At 44.9% G+C, this 21,630-nt stretch carries 18 protein-coding genes and 1 tRNA gene; 7 read left to right on the forward strand and 12 right to left on the reverse strand.

The features are described from left to right. Positions 1-197: 197 nt before the first annotated feature. The 3 genes from gltX to chiP all read right to left on the reverse strand — a co-directional run bounded on the left by gltX (position 198) and on the right by chiP (position 3,704). Positions 198-1,625, reverse strand: a complete 1,428-nt coding sequence (gene gltX, locus MHO32_RS21360) for a glutamate--tRNA ligase (RefSeq protein WP_005449225.1) — start codon at positions 1,623-1,625, stop codon at positions 198-200. Between the two features lie 237 nt (positions 1,626-1,862). Then, positions 1,863-2,459, reverse strand: coding sequence for a YccT family protein (locus tag MHO32_RS21365; protein ID WP_239213886.1), 597 nt, complete (start codon positions 2,457-2,459; stop codon positions 1,863-1,865). A gap of 123 nt (positions 2,460-2,582) precedes the next feature. Beyond that, the gene (chiP, locus tag MHO32_RS21370) at positions 2,583-3,704 is read right to left on the reverse strand and encodes a chitoporin (protein WP_038898462.1); all 1,122 of its coding nucleotides are present in this window, start codon (positions 3,702-3,704) and stop codon (positions 2,583-2,585) included. 473 nt (positions 3,705-4,177) lie between these two features. Between chiP and MHO32_RS21375 the strand changes: the two genes are divergently transcribed. Then, on the forward strand, positions 4,178-6,874 hold the full coding sequence (locus tag MHO32_RS21375; RefSeq protein WP_050926168.1) for a heavy metal translocating P-type ATPase: 2,697 nt from the start codon (positions 4,178-4,180) through the stop codon (positions 6,872-6,874). A gap of 24 nt (positions 6,875-6,898) precedes the next feature. Then, complete coding sequence (locus MHO32_RS21380; RefSeq protein ID WP_061065659.1) at positions 6,899-7,348, forward strand: DUF411 domain-containing protein; 450 nt, start codon at positions 6,899-6,901, stop codon at positions 7,346-7,348. Positions 7,349-7,415: 67 nt separating this feature from the next. Here MHO32_RS21380 and MHO32_RS21385 read toward each other — a convergent pair whose 3' ends face one another. Both MHO32_RS21385 and MHO32_RS21390 read right to left on the reverse strand, forming a co-directional pair. Further along, positions 7,416-8,108, reverse strand: a complete 693-nt coding sequence (locus MHO32_RS21385; protein WP_005449231.1) for an oligogalacturonate-specific porin KdgM family protein — start codon at positions 8,106-8,108, stop codon at positions 7,416-7,418. Between the two features lie 450 nt (positions 8,109-8,558). After that, the gene (locus tag MHO32_RS21390; protein WP_005449232.1) at positions 8,559-11,210 is read right to left on the reverse strand and encodes a beta-N-acetylhexosaminidase; all 2,652 of its coding nucleotides are present in this window, start codon (positions 11,208-11,210) and stop codon (positions 8,559-8,561) included. 458 nt (positions 11,211-11,668) lie between these two features. Between MHO32_RS21390 and MHO32_RS21395 the strand changes: the two genes are divergently transcribed. Together MHO32_RS21395 and MHO32_RS21400 are read left to right on the forward strand one after the other, a co-directional pair. Continuing rightward, positions 11,669-12,544, forward strand: coding sequence for a TraB/GumN family protein (locus tag MHO32_RS21395; RefSeq protein ID WP_188015358.1), 876 nt, complete (start codon positions 11,669-11,671; stop codon positions 12,542-12,544). A gap of 151 nt (positions 12,545-12,695) precedes the next feature. Next, the gene (locus MHO32_RS21400; protein ID WP_239213889.1) at positions 12,696-13,118 is read left to right on the forward strand and encodes a hypothetical protein; all 423 of its coding nucleotides are present in this window, start codon (positions 12,696-12,698) and stop codon (positions 13,116-13,118) included. 428 nt (positions 13,119-13,546) lie between these two features. Here MHO32_RS21400 and MHO32_RS21405 read toward each other — a convergent pair. After that, positions 13,547-13,623: transfer RNA gene (locus MHO32_RS21405), tRNA-Pro, on the reverse strand. A 260-nt stretch (positions 13,624-13,883) separates the two neighbouring features. On the opposite strand from MHO32_RS21405, the gene MHO32_RS21410 reads away from it, so the two are divergent. From MHO32_RS21410 to rluF, 3 genes are all read left to right on the forward strand, one after another. Beyond that, positions 13,884-14,024, forward strand: coding sequence for a DUF3149 domain-containing protein (locus MHO32_RS21410; RefSeq protein ID WP_005382236.1), 141 nt, complete (start codon positions 13,884-13,886; stop codon positions 14,022-14,024). A 133-nt stretch (positions 14,025-14,157) separates the two neighbouring features. After that, positions 14,158-14,739, forward strand: coding sequence for a DNA endonuclease SmrA (smrA, locus tag MHO32_RS21415; protein ID WP_005449235.1), 582 nt, complete (start codon positions 14,158-14,160; stop codon positions 14,737-14,739). A gap of 105 nt (positions 14,740-14,844) precedes the next feature. Beyond that, entirely contained in the window at positions 14,845-15,954 is a 1,110-nt protein-coding gene (gene rluF, locus MHO32_RS21420) for a 23S rRNA pseudouridine(2604) synthase RluF (RefSeq protein ID WP_005449236.1), read from the forward strand. Positions 15,955-16,018: 64 nt separating this feature from the next. Here rluF and ybaK read toward each other — a convergent pair whose 3' ends face one another. The 6 genes from ybaK to prmC form a co-directional block, all read right to left on the reverse strand. Beyond that, positions 16,019-16,492, reverse strand: coding sequence for a Cys-tRNA(Pro) deacylase (gene ybaK, locus MHO32_RS21425; RefSeq protein WP_005449237.1), 474 nt, complete (start codon positions 16,490-16,492; stop codon positions 16,019-16,021). Positions 16,493-16,583: 91 nt separating this feature from the next. Next, positions 16,584-18,245 carry a bifunctional UDP-sugar hydrolase/5'-nucleotidase UshA gene (gene ushA, locus MHO32_RS21430; protein WP_009696822.1) on the reverse strand — a complete coding sequence of 554 codons (1,662 nt, stop codon included), beginning with the start codon at positions 18,243-18,245 and terminating at the stop codon, positions 16,584-16,586. A gap of 382 nt (positions 18,246-18,627) precedes the next feature. Next, positions 18,628-19,479 (reverse strand): 3-deoxy-8-phosphooctulonate synthase, encoded by an 852-nt coding sequence (gene kdsA / locus MHO32_RS21435; protein ID WP_005449239.1) that lies wholly within the window; start codon positions 19,477-19,479, stop codon positions 18,628-18,630. A 54-nt stretch (positions 19,480-19,533) separates the two neighbouring features. Beyond that, positions 19,534-20,343, reverse strand: coding sequence for a SirB1 family protein (locus MHO32_RS21440; RefSeq protein WP_005449240.1), 810 nt, complete (start codon positions 20,341-20,343; stop codon positions 19,534-19,536). 5 nt (positions 20,344-20,348) lie between these two features. Then, positions 20,349-20,732 (reverse strand): SirB2 family protein, encoded by a 384-nt coding sequence (locus MHO32_RS21445; RefSeq protein ID WP_005449241.1) that lies wholly within the window; start codon positions 20,730-20,732, stop codon positions 20,349-20,351. Positions 20,733-20,772: 40 nt separating this feature from the next. Next, positions 20,773-21,630: a peptide chain release factor N(5)-glutamine methyltransferase gene (prmC, locus tag MHO32_RS21450; protein WP_239213892.1), complete on the reverse strand. Its 858-nt coding sequence runs from the start codon at positions 21,628-21,630 to the stop codon at positions 20,773-20,775.

Below are 21,630 nucleotides of genomic sequence, written 5' to 3' on the forward strand. Positions count from 1 at the left end.
ATATTTTGTATTGAAAGGTCAAAAAAACATTCGTCGAGGATATATTTGGATAAGTAAAACTTATTAACTTTTCGAACTATTGTTGGGAAAACATACAGATTTCGACGTCATTTATGTTGAGTTAAGATGTTTTCTTAACGTCAGGCACAAAAAAGCCGCGAAATATATCGCGGCTTTCTGATTATTTATTCAAGTAATTATGCGTTTGCTTCGCGCTCAGCGATGAACTCAAGAGCCATTTTGATGCGTGCAACACAACGCTCTTTGCCAATCAGTTCCATTACTGCGTCTACAGAAGGAGACTGACCGCCACCTGTTACTGCAACACGCAGTGGCATACCGATTTTGCCCATGCCGATTTCTAGCTCTTCGCACACAGCTGCGATAACACCATCTTTGATGTTCGCTGTCGTCCACTCAGTCAGTGCTTCAGCTTTCGCTAGAGCAAGCTCTAGAGGCTCTTTAGCTACGCCGCGTAGATGCTTCTTCGCTGCGCCCGCTTCAAACTCAGAGAAATCTTCGTAGAAGTAACGAATCTGCTCAGCTAGCTCAACAAGCGTGTTGCAACGCTCACCAACAAGCTTGATCACTTCCGTGATAGCTGGACCATTAGTTACGTCTAGTTTTTGTTGATCTAGGTGCCATTGTAGGTGCTGTGCAACGTACGCTGGATCTGAGTTTTTGATGTAGTGGTTGTTCAACCATTGCAGTTTGTCAGTGTTGAATGCAGACGCTGACTTAGATACTGCGTTTAGGCTAAATAGGTTGATCATCTCTTCTTGAGTGAAGATTTCTTGATCACCATGAGACCAACCAAGACGCACTAGGTAGTTGTTTAGCGCAGCAGGTAGGTAACCCATATCGCGGTACTGCATTACAGATACTGCACCGTGACGCTTAGACAGTTTCGCGCCGTCATCACCTAGGATCATTGCACAGTGCGCAAATGTTGGTACTGGCGCACCTAGCGCTTCGTAGATGTTGATCTGACGAGGCGTGTTGTTGATGTGGTCTTCACCACGAACAACGTGAGTGATACCCATATCCCAGTCGTCAACCACAACACAGAAGTTGTACGTTGGAGAGCCGTCAGTACGACGAATGATCAGATCATCCATTTGGTCGTTGCGGATTTCAATGCGACCACGAATTTGGTCATCAAATACTACGCTGCCTTCTTTCGGGTTACGGAAACGGATAACACATGGATCGCCATCTTTTGCCGCTTCGTTTGCCGCTTTGATTTTTGGATGGTTAGCATCGTAGCGAGGCATTTCTTTGTTTGCTTCTTGCTCTGCACGAACTTCGTCTAGCAGTTCTTTAGACGCGTAACATTTGTATGCTTTGTCTTCTTCTAGAAGCTTATCAACCATCTCGTTGTAACGATCAAAACGTTGAGTTTGGAAATAAGGGCCTTCGTTCCACTCAAGACCTAGCCATTCCATGCCTTCTAGGATCGCATCAACCGCTTCCTGAGAGTTACGCTCAAGGTCAGTATCTTCGATACGTAGAACGAATTCACCACCTTGGTTTTTAGCGTATAGCCAAGAGTAAAGTGCAGTACGAGCACCACCAACGTGTAGGTAGCCAGTTGGGCTAGGAGCAAAACGAGTTTTAACCGTCATTTGAGTTCCTTAGGGATAATGAGCAACGAGAAGGCTCTCGTTGTAATGTCAAGGATAAAAGTGGCGACATTTTACCACCGTAAGTCAATACTACAATCCTTCCTTGTGGTTTAACGCCAGAAATAAAAACGGGCAGCCACCGAACACGATGCTGCCCTTTGATTTATCTCTTAAGTACAATTGTTGCTAGATAACTACTATCGCTATAGAAAGCCTATATAAAAGAAGAAAACCAGATTACTTTAGGTTACGCATTGCCCATTGCATGAACTCTTGCTGCTCTTCACGGCTTAGATCGTTGAACGACTCTTTCAGTGTTTTTGTTACCGCTGGAGAAGCTGCAATGCTCGCTTTCGTCGTTTGCTTGTTCATTGCTTGGTTGTAGTCAGCGACTTCACGTTCGTAGTCACGGAAACCTTGTAAACCACCTTTGCGAAGTTGAACCATTGAGAACTTAACGTCTTTACCGTTCGCATCTTTTAGCGTCAGTTTAGGGTCCATTTCAAAAGCCTTGGCTTCTTCAATAGTGCGGAACTTGTTGTATGTCAGCGTAAGCTCAGCACCTTTCGGTGCATCAAATTCAAGTAAAAGCGGCTGTGAATCAAACTTACGACGCTTGCCATCTTCAAACACAATTTGACCAACATTTACAGCAAGTTGGTTTGCACCATCTTCAACTTTGATGCTGTTGTTGTCAGAGATCCACTCAGGGTAGACGAACTCACTGTTGAGAACGCGAGGAACCAATTCCGCTTGCAGAGTCAGTTGAGCAGCAAATGCAGGCGCAGAAAGGATTGCGCAAAGTCCTAATAGTGTGGTTGTTTTTTTCATCATGGTTTTCTCGTCTTATACCAATTTAGATAAGCCACTGAAACTAACAGGCCGGTCATTCCAATGGCTTATGTGAATAAGTATCAAGACAAAAAGGGCGTTTCCGCCCTTTTAGCTGCTTCTTTATTAGAAGTAGTATTCAACACCTACAGAGAACTCGTCGTAGTCAGCTGACTTCCAACGTGCTTCTGTTGGCTTGTCTAGTTGAGACGCACCGTCACCGAAGTCTAGAGTACGTGCACGAGCGTAAAGTACTGCGGATGGGTCTACGAAGTACATGATCTGTGCAGATAGTACATCATCTGCTGTGTTGTCGATTGTCTTACCGTCACGTTCTAGGTCAAAGTTTGCTGCGTAACCCAGTTTGTACTGCCAGTCACCTGTTGTGTACATAAGACCTGCAGACATTGCATCTTGCTTCTCGTTTACACCGTTGCTTGCGTCAGCTTCCATGTATTTGTATTGAGCGAAGAAAGAGATGCCGTTTTCAAACCAACCTTGAACACCTACTAGGTACGTGTTGTTTTCCCAAGTTTGACCTTCACCTTCGATGTTGCGGTTACCTTCGTACGCAGCATCCAATTGTAGTGGACCTAACTTGTAGTGAGCCGCGATGCCGCCCCAGTAATCGTCACCTTCACCTAGACCAGCTTTGTCACCTGCACCCGCTGCGATATCTAGAGAGAATTTGTCAGCAAACATTGGAGAGTCCCAACGGATTGTGTTTGATTGACGGTCTTGGTACTTAGCACCACCGATCGCACCACCCCAGTCGTAAACATCGCCTAGACCTGGGTTAGATGCTGGCCAGTCAACCAACTCGTACATTGGAGTAAGAACACGACCTAGACGAACTTGACCCCAAGAAGCGCTTTCAAAACCGACGAATGTATCACGCTCACCAAGACCTGCACCTTCACCACCGAAACTTGGGTCTACGTAACCACCTTCAATTTGCCAAATGAACGTTGGTTCAAAGTTAGCGAATTGCTTTTTACCACGGAAGCCGATACGTGATTCGTTGTTTAGCTGCATGCCGCCCAAATCGTCGTCAGTTGCTTTGCTACCAGAATCGTAATCGCGGTACGCGGCCTGCATCGCGATAATGCCGTAAACTTCGTAAGAGAAAGAGTCTTTAGTTAGGTACTCTTTCGCTGCATCACTGTTTGCACCATCAGCAAAAGCTGAACCACTGAACATCATGCCTGTGATTGCAGTAGCAAGTAGGCTTTTCTTTAGGTAAGACATTTTAAACCCCTATATTTTTAGTTTTTTCCATTTTCAAATTCGCTAACTAGGACATTGCAGGAACTTGAAACAATGTGTGGACGGGGCAAATATGACAAACTTTTTTCGCAGTAAAAAACTTTCCCAGCGGCAATCTGAGCAAGTTCAAAATGAGAAGATCAAAAAGAATATAAATCTTTAAATAACAGCTATTTATAGTGATAAATAAAAATATAAAAACGTCAAAACCGTTCTAATCAACTTCGTTTTTATATAAAAAGCTCAAAAATCGTGAGCGACTTCACTCAGGTTTTAGGCGTTTTAACGGAACTTTATATTCAGAGAGAAAAAACTTTGAGATAACTCGCAACAATAGGGGCGTAAGGGCGGCTCAATAAAGGGGATTTTGACAAATTTGTTTCGCGTCGAAAAGCTTGACCTTCCCCTTGCAGGAAGGTTTATGCTCTACACATTACTATTATTGAGGACAAATTATGTATCAGTTTGTTGTACCTATGTCGGGACTCAACTGCATGGGCTGTGCGAGAAAAGTTGAGAAAGCTTTACATGCCAATCACAGTGTTGAGATCATTAATTTGTCCCCGACGATGGTAGAGGTGAAAACCGAATCTTCACTCTCTTCTATTATTGAATCCATCGAATCGCTGGGCTACCACGCCGGTCACCAATATCAATTCCATTTAACGGGTTTGAGCTGTGGTGGCTGCGTGAAAAAGCTCTCTTCTTTATTAGAATCAAATCAAGACGTCATTACATTCCAAGCCTCTACAACACAACTTGACATCACAACCCTACTCTCTGAGCAGCAAGTGATCGATCTCGTTGCGACATTGGGCTATACCGCTAGCATCGAGACTATCGAGGCTAAAGAAGAAGTCACAGAGCAAATAACGCCCGCAATAAAAGAAGCGCATCTCGATCGTAACCAACCCGAATCTGCCAATGTTCAGCTACAGATGCTGATTCAAGGCATGACATGTGCCAGCTGTGTATCTTCGGTAGAGAAAGCACTCACTAATGTCGAAGGCATAGAGAAAGCACAGGTCAATCTTGCAGAGCAGAGCGCGTTAGTATTTGCAAACCAAGATAGTGAAATGCTTCATCAAGCCATCATCGAGTCAGTAAAACAAGCGGGCTATCAAGCAGAAATCCTTCAAGACGCAGCAACGCAACAAGAAAAACAAGCAGCACAGCAACTTGCTCAACAAAAGCGCTTTAAACTTGATGCTATCGCAGGCTTAGTCGTTGGTGCACCATTGATGCTCTGGGGTGTGTTTGGTGGCAACATGGTTATCCGAGATGCCAGTGATCAAATGGTTTGGGGTGCGATAGGTATTCTCTGTCTATTATTGCTGGCGACAGCAGGTAAGCACTTCTTTACTAACGCATGGTTAGCAGCCACTCACAAACGTGCCACCATGGACACTTTAGTTGCCCTAGGTACTGGCGCCGCGTGGTTTTATTCAATGCTTGTGGTGATTTTTCCTGATTGGTTCCCACTCGCCTCTCGCCATGTTTACTTTGAAGCAAGTGCGATGATCGTCGGTCTGATTTCTCTTGGTCACTATATAGAAGCAAAAGCAAAGGCAAATACAACACGCTCATTGCAAGCTCTGATTAACCTACAACCTCAGCAAGCCACCGTCATTACTGAAAATGGCGATCAGCAAATTGCGGTTGAGCAAATCACGTTGGGCATGAAGCTACGCATCAAACCGGGTGAGAAAGTGCCCGTTGATGGTATCGTGATTCAGGGGGAATCATACATTGATGAATCTATGCTAACTGGTGAACCCGTACCCGTGTTAAAAGCGCAAGAGGCTCAAGTGTCTGCGGGCACACTAAATACCGATGGCGCTCTGATTATTGAAGCCACCGGCATCGGTGCAAATACCATGCTAGCGCGTATTATCCGTATGGTACGCACCGCACAAAGCAGTAAGCCAGCAATTGCCAAATTAGCGGATCAGATTTCTTCTGTATTCGTCCCTGTGGTTGTCGGTATCGCAATCCTTGCTGCTTTGGTTTGGTTCGCAGTAGGTCCAGAACCTAAAGCCAGCTACATGCTTGTGGTAACGACGACTGTACTGATTATTGCCTGTCCTTGTGCGCTGGGCTTAGCAACACCATTGTCGGTCACCGTAGGCGTGGGCAAAGCCGCAGAACTGGGTATCTTGATCAAAGACGCAGACGCACTGCAATTGGCGAGCAAAGTCGACACCGTCGTATTCGACAAAACCGGTACGTTAACTCAGGGCAAACCCAGTGTGCAGCAAGTATTTACTCACGCCACCAGCCAAGAACACTTGTTAGCATTAGCATACGCAGCAGAGCGTCAATCTGAGCACCCATTAGCAAAAGCCGTGTGTGATTACGCTAAGGAAAATGCGGCTGAAGATATCGAGTTGGACGCTTTTGAAAACATTCGCGGTCGCGGCATTCTTGCAACTTACCAAGCACAACCACTGCTGATTGGTTCATTGCAGTTTATGCAAACAGAGCAGGTAGATACTTCCGCGATGGAGCAAGCCATTCAAGATTGCGCCAACAACGCATGGACACCGGTTGCCATTTCCCTCAACAACGAACTGATTGGTTTAATTGCCATCGCTGATCCAATTAAATCTGATGCCAAACAAGCAGTCACTGCACTAAAATTACAGGGTATCAACACAGTGATGCTCACTGGTGATAATCAACACGTAGCGACAGCCATCGGCAACGAATTAGGCATTGATGAAGTCATTGCTCAGGTGATGCCAGATGAGAAAGCGCAACATATAAAACAACTACAATCACAAGGACAAACCGTCGCCATGATTGGTGATGGTATTAATGACGCACCCGCTCTCGCCCTCGCCGATCTCGGCGTTGCAATGGGCAGCGGCAGTGATGTGGCGATCGAAAGTTCACAAATGACGATTCTTAATACATCACCAATGGCCATTGTTCATGCCATCGAACTATCTCGTGCAACATTGAAGAACATGAAACAAAACCTGTTTGGTGCCTTTGTTTATAACTCGTTGGGTATTCCAATCGCCGCTGGCGTGCTCTACCCAGCATTCGGATTCCTACTCAGTCCTGTTGTTGCTGGCGCAGCAATGGCACTGTCTTCAATCACAGTCGTGAGTAATGCAAATCGACTACGACTGTTTACCATTAAGTAAGCGACACTTCTTATAGAGGATATTATGAAGTTGAAACTATTGACCTTTACAATGCTTGCTGTCACATCGGCGAACGTATTAGCCGCTGATGTCATCAACCACAAATCGCCATACTGTGGCTGCTGTGGAGAATGGACGAAACACATGGAAGAGAACGGCTTTTCCGTCGAAGAAAAGCTGCACGATGACATGAACGCGGTTAAACGCGACTTGGGCATCAAGAATGAACAGCTTTACTCGTGCCACACCGCAGAAATTAATGGCTACGTATTTGAAGGTCATATTCCTGCTGACGACATTAAAGCCTTTTTAGAAAACCCACCTCGCAACGCAAAAGGCCTTGCGGTACCCGGCATGCCTATGGGATCACCGGGTATGGAGTATGGCGATAAAAAAGACAGTTACGCCGTCTACGCCTACAACGACAAAGGTCAGGTTTACGAATACCGCTTCCACAAAGGCAACGACCAGTAAAAACAAAGCCCAGCGAGACATACCGCTGGGCTTTTTCTTAATGGACAGTTAAGACAAAACTCTTTAATTAGAAGCCGTAAGACGCACCAAATACGAATGCGTTGTTCACTAGGCTATCACCCGCCGCATTTTCCGCACCGTGTGCTTGGCTACGGAACTCGAAGTAAGGCTGAACGCCCTTACGAGTCCATGTTGCACGTAGCTCGTGGTCCATCGTTTCTGCTTCAATCATGTAAACGTTGTTGTAGCTCAAAGTCACATCTTCGTTCATTACGTAACCAATGCGGTTATCCATACGGTAGTCTGTTTTCGCGTCTGCAGACGTTGCATCGATGTGCGCGCGAGTACGGTTGCTCAATGAGATGCCGTTATCAAAGTTGTAGCCGATCTTTACAAGTGGACGGTACTGGATGCTCTCACCCGCAGAGAATAGGTGTTGGTAGCCCGCAGCAACCCATAGATGATCAGTGATGTTGAAAGATTGCTCACCACCTACAGTTATGGCTGGCGTTGTGTTGCCTGCGCCGCCATTTTCAGTTTCCAGTTTGCCTAGCTGAATACCATCAAACTCAGTGTAAACCGTAAGACCGCCGAATTGGTTATCAAACGTATGACCCGCTTCTAGCGTAGATGTCATGTCTGAACCGTGAATTCGACCGTCATCGTGGAATTGGATGTTACCAGTTACATAAGATGAACCCGCGAAAGCGCTTGAAGCGAAAACAAGAGAAAGTGCACTTAGTGCTAAAACGTTTTTCATAATTACTGCCTTTATTTGTTCACGTTATGCGACGAGTTTTTTGGCTATCACTTGCCTCTCATCACATACTTTGGGATGTGCCTCCCTGGCGACGGCAATACTGCGCAATTTAATTCGCATTGAAAAATAAATCGTTTAAAACAGTGATCAAATTCAAATCGTGATTTTCGAAAATAAAAAAAGTTTATTAAATACAGTAGTTTGATATAAAAACTAAAAATTCGTCAAAAAAATAAAGTGTGAAGTAAGGCATATCTCCCCTTTTATTTGACAGTTAAATACACATCCAGATCACACTATGACAGACACCCTAAATTAGAAACTTAATTATCAATAAAAAATAATTAGACATTGATCACGCTTATTTTCCGAAGAAAAATAAACAAAGCCCCCAACATAAGTTGAGGGCTTTGAGTAAGGAACTATGATTTTAGTGAATACTGAGCGCTATTATTTCACGCTAGTGATACGGCTTACCTTCTCACCTGTCGCAGATACCGAGCGGATGAAGACTTCACCAGTTACATTTGGACGAGCGTTGTCTGCATAAGTCAACCAGTTCTCACCATCCAGAGAGTATTGAAGCGTTACGCCAGGGAACTGAACGTTCATTGCTAGCTTACCATCTTCTACTTTTGCACCTGGTACTGGTAGGCGGTAGTCGATACCTGATTTTTCTAGCTTAGCCAGTTCACGTTGACCAAGTACGTTCGCAAAGCGGTTGTAGTCTTGGTTTAGCGATGCTTTATCAACTAGATTAGAGTTTTGCGAGTACTCAACACCAACTTTGTAGTCGTTTTCCCAGTCAGCACGGTGCCATGCACGCTCAGCAGCAGCGAGGACGCGAGGGAATACCATGTACTCGTATTGCTCGTCGTTACGTACTGTCTCAGACCAAAGTTGTGCAGATAGACCGTAGAAAGGTTTCGCTTCGATTTCACCTTTACCCGTAAAGCCATTGCCATCGCGATCTACAGAAGTTTCTGCGTTTTGAGGCATGTTCTCTGGTGCAAAGCCAAACATCTTACGAGTATCCGTTGCACGTGTTGCCCAGTAGTAACCACGCTCTTTCGGGTCAACTTCGTATGGCATATCCATGTACACGTAATCTGGGTTAGAAACAATCACGTCGTAACCTTTCTTAGACCACTCGTACACTGACGAAGTACCGCCCCAGTAAAGAACGTCCCAGAAGTTTACGCGAGTATTTTCTGTAGCGAACGCTTTTTCGCCGTCACTGTATTTCAAACCATCTTGCCAAGCTTGGAAGTTTGGAATGCCTTTCTCAGCAACAATCTTCGACACTTCTTCCGCGAAGTGGCTTGGTAGGTGAGCAAAGTCACTGACTGTGCCATCTGTGATTAGCGTCTGACATTGTGGAGACTGTGCAAACGGCTTGTCTTGTTTAGACAAGTCAATCGTGCCTTTCCAGCTTACTTTATCTTCTGCGTTAACGTCTTGGAAACCAGCACCTAGCTTGATGTTCTTCGCTTCGTCACCACCGAAGTGCCAAGTTGTTAGTGGAGCGCCAGCTTCTTGGTGCATTGCTGCCACTTCTGAAATCACCTTATCAACAAAGCGAGTTGAAGATTCCATACATGGGTTGATGAAGCTTTGCTTATTGTAAAACTGAACCGTCGTTACGTTTGATGTATCTTGAGGATCCATCAGACGGTATTCGTTCGCTTCAGCTTCTTTACCTTCTTCCATTAGGCGGTCGTAACGAGCTTCCATTGATACTACTGCTGCACGAGCGTGAGCTGGCATATCGATTTCTGGAATCACTTCAATGTTACGTGCTTTCGCGTATTTCAAGATTTCCACGTAGTCTGCTTTGCTGAAGTAGCCAGAGCCAAAGTTGTCTGTCGTTGGACCAGAGCCAAGCTGAGGCAGTAAACAGCTTTTCTCTTGTGTATCGAAACAACGGTTAGCACCCACTTCTGTCAGCTCAGGCAGACCCGGGATTTCTAAACGCCAGCCTTCATCATCGGTTAGGTGAAGGTGAAGTTTGTTCATCTTGTACGCTGCCATTTGGTCTAGCGTTGCAAGGATTGCGTCCTTAGAGTGGAAGTTACGAGCCACATCCACCATCACACCACGGTAATCAAAACGAGGCGCATCTTTAATAGACAGTTGTGGTAGAGAATCAGCATTTTGGCTATCTACCAGGCCAAAGATAGATTGTACTGCGTAGAAAGCGCCTGCTTGGTCGAACGCTTTAATCACAATACCGTCGCCTTTGATGCTCATTTCGTAAGCACCAGATTTTGCTAATTCACCGGTGAAGTCTGCAGGAACAACAGTGATGCTTACAGGAAGATCACCACGAACGTCCACACCTACCACTTCTGCACGATCTTGAATCGCTGCGAACTGAGTCGCATCGAATGCGTCTTTAGGCAGCGCAATACCATCCGCGATATCTACTTTGCCTTTACCCGCTTCAACGTGCATTGGTGTTGGTAGTAACGTGGTTGATACGTCTTGTGTTGCTAGGTCTTCGTTTTTCTCAAAACGAGACACAGCGTTTGCAAATACATTGTTGTCGTCTGGTGTACGTTTTAGGTTATTACCTTCAAGACCCGTCACAAAAGACGCAACATCTTCAGTATTTAGAGAAGCAATCATCTTAGGTTCTGCGTTTGGAGCAGAAACGAATGCACCTGGCATGAAGTCAGTTTCAAATAGTTGCCAGTATTCACCAACCAATGGAAGAACAACCTCTTCACCGGCAGCGAAGCCGTCAAACTTATCTGTTGGTTCTAGCTTATGTAGGTCACCCGTTACACGAGAGATTTTGAACTGCTCGTTGTCAACATCCAGAATCAGACGAATGCTGTGGAAGTAAATAGCCCAATCTTTTGAGTCAACAGCTTCACCTTGGTTAACAAGCGTCATGTTTACCTTGTTACAGGAAGCCCATTCTGCGCCCATATCTTGGCACGCAAGACCTTCGTTAGCACCATGATTAGTTAACACTTCATATTGGATATCAAGGTTATCAGCCAGTGAGTTTACAACTTGTTGCTCAGAGCTCTGTAGTGAAGAGCAGCCTGCCAATGTAGCGATAACAGAAGCAGCAATCAGACTATGTTTCAACATCTTACTTTCCCCAAAAAGTCAGTGGTTCAAAACGACATTTATTAAAAATGGTGAGCACCTAAATGCGAGGCGCTTAACAGTTGCATTCAACATACAAGCAGTTATTTCTAAGCGTAAAATTAATAAAACTAAGAAGTGATCTGGCTCAAATTAAGCCAAGCATTCAAAAATATAAACATAATAATTTCAACAAGTTAAACTTGACGTTAAAAGCGGCTAACTTTTTTTGACGAGTTTGTTGCGATCTCAATCACGAATATCGATGGGTTTCGACTGATTTTGTAGGATTCTGATCACTATTGGTTATTAAGTGAACCATTAACAACAAACTCAATTGAAACACTTTCGTGAATTACCTCTCATTTCCTAGCCGTTAAAACTCGTCAATTTTTTAAAAAATGACGATTTTGCCGAACCATGTTATAGATAAAGTGCTTATTGAATTCGAGGAGCAAAATATGTTTCGACTCTTGTCCGTGATGTCATCTCTGATCGTCTTTTTTACTTCTTATTCTGTTCAAGCCGAACCACAACACTGGCTGGCAAAGAAGGGCGAGACGGAATACATGATTATCGGGTCTGTACATGTCGGCGATAAAAGCATGTATCCATTACCAGAAGCTGTGACTCGGTTCCTGACAAACAGTGATGGTTTAATCATCGAAGCAGACATTCGAAATACAGAAGGGGTGACTTACCCGGAAACCTCGCTTCACGCTAGAGATGTTTTAGATAAAACACAGCGCAAACATCTTGCTGAAATAGCCAATGACCTAGGTCTACAAGAAGCACAGTTGCTCAATGCACCGCCATGGTCTGCGGCTTTGACAATCCAGTTAATGTTGGTAAACAAACTTGGTTACGCGTCTGATCAAGGTGTCGACATGCACCTCATTAACTTAGCTGACCAACAAAAAGTACCAGTACTTGCTTTGGAGAATGTGCAATTCCAATTGGACTTAATTGCGGGACAAAAAGATGGCGGTAAAGATTTTTTGCTCTCTTCTATTGAAGAATATGACGGTGGCGACAAACTGGTACAATGCTTAATCGACAGTTGGAAGAGCGGCGATGGTAGCTCGCTTGAAGCAGCATCAGCGAGTGAACAATCCAGTGATGAGTTCAATGAAGCCTTTCTCTATTCCCGTAATCGCGACTGGGCTCAGAAACTCGATACAGGTAGTGTACTACCGAAAAAATCCGGTAAATACACCGTGGTGGTAGGCAGCTTACATCTAGTAGGTAAAGACAATGTAATCGAACTATTAGAAAAACGCGGTTTCACTGTCAAACCACTAGCAAAAACTCACAAAGCAGACTGCGATATTGGATAAAGAAGATAGCTCCATTTGCTGGTATGCTTACATCTACTTATCGTGTTGTATTTGTAGGCAAATGACGCTTACGTCACGCTGACAAATGCGGTCACCTATTGGATACTATCGAGTCAATCCTTAAACAACTTCAAATTTGATAAGAGCCTTTATGACGTTCAAAGCCTCATTATTATGCCTTGCTAGCGCGCTACTATTGCCATCGCTTGCCCATGCAAAATCGTCTTGTACGATTGAAGACTTCCAACCTATTGATATTACGCCGGATACAAAAGGCGGTGTTTTGGATAAAGAAAGTGGACAGTTTCTCATTAACCAAAAGCCTATGATGCGTTGTGCAAACATCACTTTTTCAACCGCCCATACTCGTAACCGCGTCGCTCATATGATGAACCAGAGCTTTGAAGCTACTTACTTTGATGGCAAAACTGGTCAGTCTCATTCCGCTACTTTTGATGAAGATGAGCTAAAAGCTGGGTACATTAAAATCGGTCCAAACCATCCAAAAACGGCTTACGTTTGTTTCACGACGTCCGAAACTCCGATTAAAGACATTAGTTGTGATGTGAACTAGCGAGAAGCGCAGTTTTATCATATCACTCAGAACAATAGAGAGATTCCCGACTGCGCTCCTTCGTCGCTTTCGGGAATGACGCCTTTGAATTCAGTGCTTTTTATTCGTCATCCTCAAGAGCGAGGGACGAGCGAGTTGGGGATCTCTTACGTTTTCATTTACCAGCTGATGAAAGCTGATTTGCCTCAAAGCGTTCCTTCTCTCGCATCTCGAAGAGCAGAGTCTGTTCCCGAAGCGAAGCGTTCTCGATTCAAAAAGCCGTAAAACGCAAAAAAGCCGTAGCATTTCTGCTACGGCTTTCTCTAATACGGTCGGTAAAGAGCCATATTCTAACTTCAGGCGAACCCCATTTGGTTCACTACTATCAAAGCCAAATTTGCGACCGCTGAAACGACGAAAGCCTGCTCATTGAGCAGGCTTTCTGAAAGTGGTCGGTGAAGAGGGATTCGAACCCCCGACCCTCTGGTCCCAAACCAGATGCGCTACCAAGCTGCGCTATTCACCGAGATGTTTAACTGAGGACTTATCCCCGTCAACGGATGCGTATATTACGGATTCTTTAGTTAGACGCAAGCGCTTTTTACAAAAAAACGTAATGTCTTAATTCGTTTGACGATTTACTGAACACTAGCACGTGAAATGTGACTAAGAACCCACAATAAAACACAGTTTATTAACCTTGGCAACATAATTGATCCAGATCAGTGTGCAAAAAAACACCACCCATTAACGTTATCAATGTCGGAAATATCTTGGAGGAAACGTATGGACTTTTGGCTTGATCTCCTATTTGGTAATGCGGTGGGACTATCGTCAATGATAGTAATCTTTGGGGCAATTGGTCTGATGTTGTTTTACGGCGGTTTCTTCATTTACAAGATTATGAACGACAAATCTCCTCACTAGATCTCGCTTAGCTCTAGAAACGCTTTGCACCGGAGTTGGTTACTTGCCTGCTCCGGTTTTTTATTTGATCTCAATGCACTACTCATTGATATAATCTTACTATTCCTACCCTGTTCTTTATGAGATTGCCGTTATGTCTCAAGACGACGATTTTGATCTGTTTCAACAGATGATGGGCGACGTAAAGCCTATCGACCACGATACTGCAGAGCACAAAAAAGTGCACCAAGTGACGGACGCTCAGATGGCGAAACGCGAAGCCGCAATTTGGCTTACTGAAGACGACCCAGAGTACCTGTCGATTGACCATGCAGAAATGCTCAAACCCGATGACTTTATCGAGTTCAAACGGGATGGTGTACAAGATGGTGTATACCGCAAACTACGCCTTGGTAAATACCCAATTCAAGCTCGACTTGATCTGCACCGTAAGACACTGAAAGAAGCACGTGACGAAGTAGTCAAATTCCTCAAGCAATGTATTGAGATGGATATCCGTACCGTCGTGATCGTACATGGTCGTGGCGAGCGCTCTAATCCACCAGCATTAATGAAAAGTTTCGTCAGCAGTTGGTTACAACAGATCCGTGAAGTGCAATGCGTGCATAGTGCACAACGATTCCACGGTGGCAGCGGCGCCGTTTACGTTCTATTAAGAAAGAGTGCTGAAAAGAAAATGGAGACGCGTGAACGTCATCAAAAACGTTTAGGCTAACTCGAATCTCGGTGCTAGAATGCCCGACCTTATCTTGTCTTGCTGCAATTAACTGCGGCAAGACAACCTTTATTAACCGCCGTTGTGAAACGTTAGGAGACCAACATGTCACAAGACAACGCAAAACGCTTAAACAAATACATCAGCGAAACGGGCTTCTGCTCACGTCGTGAAGCCGACCGTCTTATCGAGCAAGGTCGTGTCACCATTAATGGTCAACAACCAGAAATGGGAACAAAAGTACTTCCAGGCGATGACGTTTGTGTCGATGGAAACCCTGTTGCAGCAAAAGAAAAACCGATTTATATCGCGTTGAACAAACCAACGGGCATCACCTGTACAACTGAACGCGACATCCCGGGCAACATCGTTGATTTCATCGGTCATAAAAAGCGTATCTTCCCTATCGGTCGTCTGGATAAGCCCTCAGATGGTTTGATCTTTCTGACTAACGATGGCGATATCGTAAATAAGATTCTGCGTGCAGGTAACAACCACGAAAAAGAATACGTGGTGCGTGTTGATAAGCCTATTACTGGCGAATTCCTAAAACAGATGTCGAGCGGTGTGAAAATCCTCGATACAGTCACGCTACCTTGTCAGGTAACAAAAGAAACCAAATTCTCTTTCCGCATCGTGTTAACGCAAGGTTTGAACCGTCAAATCCGTCGTATGTGTGAAGCGCTCGGCTACGAAGTATTTAAACTGCGTCGCGTACGTATCATGAACATCTCACTTGACGGCATTCCAAATGGTAAATGGCGTTACCTGAGTGACGATGAAGTGGCAGAGATCCTAGCAATGTGTGAAGGTTCAGTGGGCACAGAGGAAGCGTCAAAGACAGATTCTAAAGGTCGTAACATTCGTAAAGCGACCGATGCCAAACTATTTGATAGCCGCGAAGAAAACCAAGGTTCAACGGCACGCCGTAACCAAAAAACACGTACCTTCCGTGGTAACAACGCGGATGAATTCCGCCATGCGCCAAATTCTAAAAAAGGTCAGCAAAAACGTCGCCAACGTGATGATGAGAATGCACGCCCTGCAAAAGAGCACTACAAAGCGAAACCACAAGGTGAACGCAGTAAGCCTCAAGGTGATCACAATAGACCTCAATCACCGAGCAAGCCTAAGCAGCATTACATGAATCCAAATGCAGCGAAGCCAAGCAAACCAACGAAACGCACAGGCGGCACGTTGAGCCTGAAGAAGTAACCATTCGCTCCATCACAAGATCAAAAAAGGACGCTCATCAGCGTCCTTTTTATTGGTCATGTATTTACAGACAAAGAGGAGCAAATTGACCACGTGTTAGACTCAACAAATCTTTGGGTGCCAATTCAATTTCTAAACCACGCTTACCTGCGCTCACACAGATCGTCTCTTGCTGTGTTGCACTTTCATGCAGAAAAGTAGGCAGCGCTTTCTTCTGCCCCAATGGGCTGATTCCACCCACAACATAACCTGTGGTCTTTTGAGCAATTTCAGGATCTGCCATGTCCGCTTTCTTACCTTTCGCAGCTTTCGCCGCCAATTTTAGGTTCAATTTTTGATCGACAGGAATGATCGCAACGGCAAGGTTCTTAGGCTCGCCGTTTAAGCAAAACAGCAAAGTCTTAAATACTTTCTTTGGATCTTGTCCCAATACTTCTGCTGCTTCTAATCCGTAGCTGTCTGCTCTGGGATCATGCTCATATTGGTGAATGGTGTGTGAAACTTTTTTCTTTTTCGCAAGATTAATGGCCGGAGTCATCAAGATTCTCCTTATAAAACAAAAAACGCTGCCCCTAGTGAGGAGCAGCGCTTTAAGTTAATGGTATCAGCGACTTTGAGTCAATCGCTTTTTACTTGTAAACCATCTCACCTGAAGGCGCGTATTCGTTTACGTCAATTGGGCTGTGTGACTCTAGGTACTCTTTCAGTACTTCAGCATCCGTAAAGCCTGTATTTACGTAACCTGGGTGAGTGTTAACTTTCGGGTAGCCGTCACCGCCTGAAGCGTTGTAACTTGGTACAGTAAAGCGGTACTCACCATCAAGTCGAAGCTGTTTGCCACCGATAAATACATTTGCTACTTTGCCATTCTCAACAGTCATTGAAATACCAGCGAACTGAGCGTAAGCGCCAGAATCAACAGGTTTCGTTGCAACAACATTTAGGTAGTCTAGTACTTCTTTACCAGACATATCTACGTAAGAAACCATGTTGCCAAATGGTTGAACGGTCAGCACATCTTTGTACGTGATGTCACCCGCTTCAATTGAATCACGAACACCACCTGAGTTCATTACAGCGAAGTCTGCTTTCGCACGCTCCATGTGTGCTGTTGCAATCAGACGACCAAGGTTCGTTTGTTGGAAACGTACCACATTACGATCACCTTCCAGTTTGCCATTGGATTCTGCAATCTTAACGTTTAGCTTGCCTTGACCTTTTTCTTGGTAAGGACGTAGGAAATCAAGCATAGCTTCATCTTGCGCGATCTCATCTTGGATAAGCACGCGTTGAGATTTACCATCAACTTTGATCTTCTTCTTCAGGTTCACAGGGATCAGATCGTAGCTCACCATAGACAATTCGCCGTTGCGGAATTCGTAATCAGCTCGACCAACGTACTTACCCCACTCGTACGCTTGTACGATGTAAGTGCCGTTTTGCTCATCTGGTTTACACTCTTCACCCGGCTTGAAGTTCTTCTTAATAACGTTTGGACCTTCCATACATACAGGCTCTTGTGAGTGACCACCCACAATCATGTCCAAATCACCTTCATTTAGGTAGCGAGCCAATGCAACATCACCCGGAGCGTTCACACCACGGTTGCCGTTTTCGTAGTGACCCATATGTGTCACTGCAAAGATAAGGTCTGGCTTCTCAGTTTCTTTTAGCTCAGCGATCAGCTTCTTCGCTTCTTCTTTCGGATCACGGAAGTCAACTTGACCAATGTACTCTGGGTTACCTAGTTTTGCTGTGTCTTCTGTCGTTAGACCGATCACGGCAATCTTGATGCCTTGCTTATTGAACATTGCGTAAGGTTGGAACAAGCGCTCACCGGTTTCCTTATCGTAAATGTTCGCAGACAGCATTGGGAAGTTAGCCCACTCTTGCTGCTTGAATAGCACGTCAAGTGGGTTATCGAACTCATGGTTACCCAACGCCATCGCGTCGTAACCAATTTTGCTCATGCCTTTGAAATCTGGTTCCGCATCTTGCAGATCTGATTCAGGAACACCTGTATTGATATCGCCGCCTGACAGTAGAAGAACGCTGCCACCCTCTGCTTGAATTTCTGTACGTAGCTCGTCGATCAGTGTCTTACGAGCTGCCATACCATACTCACCGTATTTGTTTTGCCAGAAGCGACCGTGGTGGTCGTTCGTGTGCAGTACAGTCAGTTTGTATGTTGTATCTTCATTCCATTCATGTGCTGGTTGCGTTGCACATCCGGCAAGAGTTGCCAGAATCGCCGCGCTCAAAGCGGTTTTTACAATCAGGCGTTGCTTCATTGTTTTACCTTTTTATCGTCTGGGGTCCACTGCAGACGCTCTTAACCCTTTAAAGGAGCTCCGTCCATATAATTAAGAGCGCTAAAACTTGACGTAGTTTATAGGAAGAATTGCACGCTAACATATTGATTTCATAATTATGATGCATGGATCACTAATGACTATTTTAACAACTGCAACTCTGACGCTACGTTTCAACAGATTATAGACCCATTCACAGGCAATCGTTTTGCTGTGACATTGGCAGGCATTTCAATGCAATTGGTAAGCGAGAAGCGAGAAGCGAGAAGCGACAAAAGAATAATTTGGCAGAATGAATATGCCAATACAAAAATGGTCAGCACATTGGCTGACCATTTCCCACAAACATTCAGTAAACTGATTATTTGATATCGATGCTGTCGAAGCTCTTAATTAGGTCATCTAGTGACTTCATTTGCGCTAGGAATGGCTCAAGTTTATCTAGAGGCAGTGCAGACGGACCATCACAGCGAGCTTGATCTGGGTTCGGGTGCGCTTCAATAAACAGACCTGCGATGCCTGTTGCTAGACCCGCTTTCGCAAGTTCAACGGTTTGCTCACGACGACCACCAGATGCCGCGCCCGACGGATCGCGCATTTGTAGCGAGTGCGTTACGTCAAAAATGATTGGGCTGCCTTTTGATGCGTTCTTCATGACACCAAAACCAAGCATATCAACCACTAGGTTGTCGTAACCATGGCAAGAGCCGCGCTCACATAAAATGATGTTTTCGTTACCACACTCAGCAAACTTCTCAACGATGTTACCTACTTGACCAGGACTCATGAACTGAGGTTTTTTAACGTTGATCACCGCGCCTGTTTTCGCCATTGCTTCTACAAGGTCAGTTTGACGAGCTAGGAATGCAGGAAGTTGGATAACATCAACCACATCAGCGACAGGTTGAGCTTGTTCCTCAGTGTGAACATCAGTGATGATCTTCACGCCAAACGTGTCTTTCAGCTCTTGGAAGATTTTCATGCCTTCTTCCAGACCAGGACCACGGTATGAATGAACAGAACTGCGGTTTGCTTTATCGAACGACGCCTTGAACACGTATGGGATGCCAAGTTTGTCGGTTACTTTTACGTAGTGCTCACAGATCTGCATAGCAAGATCACGAGACTCAAGAACGTTCATACCTGCAAATAGGGTGAATGGCTTGTCGTTAGCAACCTGAATGTCGCCAATATTAACGATTTTCTGTTCCATTTTGATTCTCTTTTGTCTGTCTTCGACACGCCGCTTTCTGCATGCCGATAAAATTTAGTGAAGCGTAACGTGCTTTTCGCTCATCGCGTTAACTTGTGATTTTAGTAGCTCTGATGCCGGATCGTCTGGGCATTGGTCAATAAAGTACTGAAAATCTGAAACCGCTACCTGATGGCACTCCAATTGTTGGAAGATAAAGCCTCGGTCACGAATCTCGTATGGGTCGTCCGGTACGAAAGTCAGCGCAAGGTTGGTGCACCGTAGTGCTAACGTATAACGCTCTTCACGCAACATCGCACTTTTAATTAATGCCAACCAACGACCTATTACTGTTGGGTTATCCGCTTCTTCAAAGTGCTCAGGCTTCAAGGTTGCAAGTGGACCTTCTTGACCAATCAGCCAAGCTTGAAGGATTTTCTCACCGACGTATTCACCGTTAAATGGATTAATGTAGTCCGGCGTTTTGTGCATCCAATCTACTTTGATCAAAAATTGCGTCGGAAAGGTCACGCCTTTCATCGGAAAACCAAGTCGGTTCCCCAAGTAAAGTAGGACCGCCCCCAAACTAACGGGAATGCCTTTTTTACGCTCCAACACTTTATCAATGAAACTATTGTCAGAGATAAAGTACTCTTGATCGTCGCCTTTAAAGCCCCATTCATAAAAGAACAAACGGAGAAACGAATCAAAACGTTGTTCTTCGTCCGTCTCGTGAACCAGAATAGCTTCCGCTTCTTTATAAAGACGTTCTAATTCTTGCTTTGCCCAATGCACATTAGTGTCTGGATTGATGGAGTGGTTCAGTTCTAACGCGCCTTCCACCAACGCCATGTTGTCAAAATCTTCGTCAAAAAACTCAAGCATGAAGATTACCCAAATAAGTTTGGATTTTTAGATACGGCAATATTAGCGGCCATCACTAGCCAGCCTAGAGCACCAAAGAAGGCGAAAATTCTCAGCAGCTTGTTCTTTGCCATCTTTAAAGCAAAGAAACCAAGAGCAATGTACGCAAGCACACAAGTGATCTTGTTGGTTAACCAAGGCGCTGCATCCGTAAATGGAATAAAGCCTGTCACCATGATCAAACCAATACCGGAAAGGAGTAACGCGGTATCAACAATATGTGGGAAAACTTTTAGGAATCGGTTGTTGCGCTTTGGAGAATCCATCATCAACAATACGAATCGGATCGATAGTAGCGTCGCGCTCAATGCGATCGTTACTAAGTGAATGTGTTTTAGAGCTACGTACATTTCATTTCTCTTTTATAAGTTACTGCTGACTTGCTCGTTATTATGAAGGCTTGTAACAACCAAGTGTCACTCGGTCGTTACCGCCGTAGTCTTTTTCCGTGACTACTTGTTCAAAACCAAAATGAGTCATGATCTCACGAACAGCTCCGCCTTGGTCATAACCATGTTCAAACGCGAGCCACCCATCTTCTTCCAAATATTGACGAGCGAGATCAGAGATATGGCGAATATCCGCCAAGCCATTCTCATCCGCAACGAGTGCCGATTTTGGCTCAAAACGCACATCACCTTGCGCGAGATGTGGATCTTTTTCGTCGATATACGGTGGGTTGGAGACAATTAAAGCAAACTTTGTTCCGCTGGCAATAGGTTCGAACCAACTACCTTGATCAAACGTCACATTTTTGATGTTTAACTGCGATGCGTTGTACTCTGCGAGGTCTTTCGCTTCATGTTTAAGGTCAACTCCCATCACTTGGCGCTTGGGTAACTCAGACGCCAATGCCAATGCAATCGCCCCAGTGCCAGTGCCTAAATCAAGGATTGGTCCTGTCTGCTCGTAAGTTTTATCCAATGCAACTTCAACCAAACGTTCCGTGTCCGGTCTTGGAATTAATGTGGATGGAGAGACTTTAAGAGGTAAAGACCAAAACTCGCGTTCACCGATAATGTAAGCCACAGGCTCACCCGTGATACGACGAGCCAATAACGCATCAAACTGAGCTTGTTGCTCGGGGTCCAATGCTTTTTCAGGCCAAGTCAGAAGATAGGTTCTTGGTTTGCCAAGGACATGGCAAAGAAGTACGGCTGCATCGAGAGAAGGCGACTCTTTGCCGCCTTCAGTCAATATTGCCGTCGCACTTTTCAGCGCTTGCTCAATAGATTGAACTTGGCTCAT

The organism is Vibrio sp. MMH1-50, from assembly GCF_022347645.1.
GTDB classification, from domain to species: domain Bacteria; phylum Pseudomonadota; class Gammaproteobacteria; order Enterobacterales; family Vibrionaceae; genus Vibrio; species Vibrio harveyi.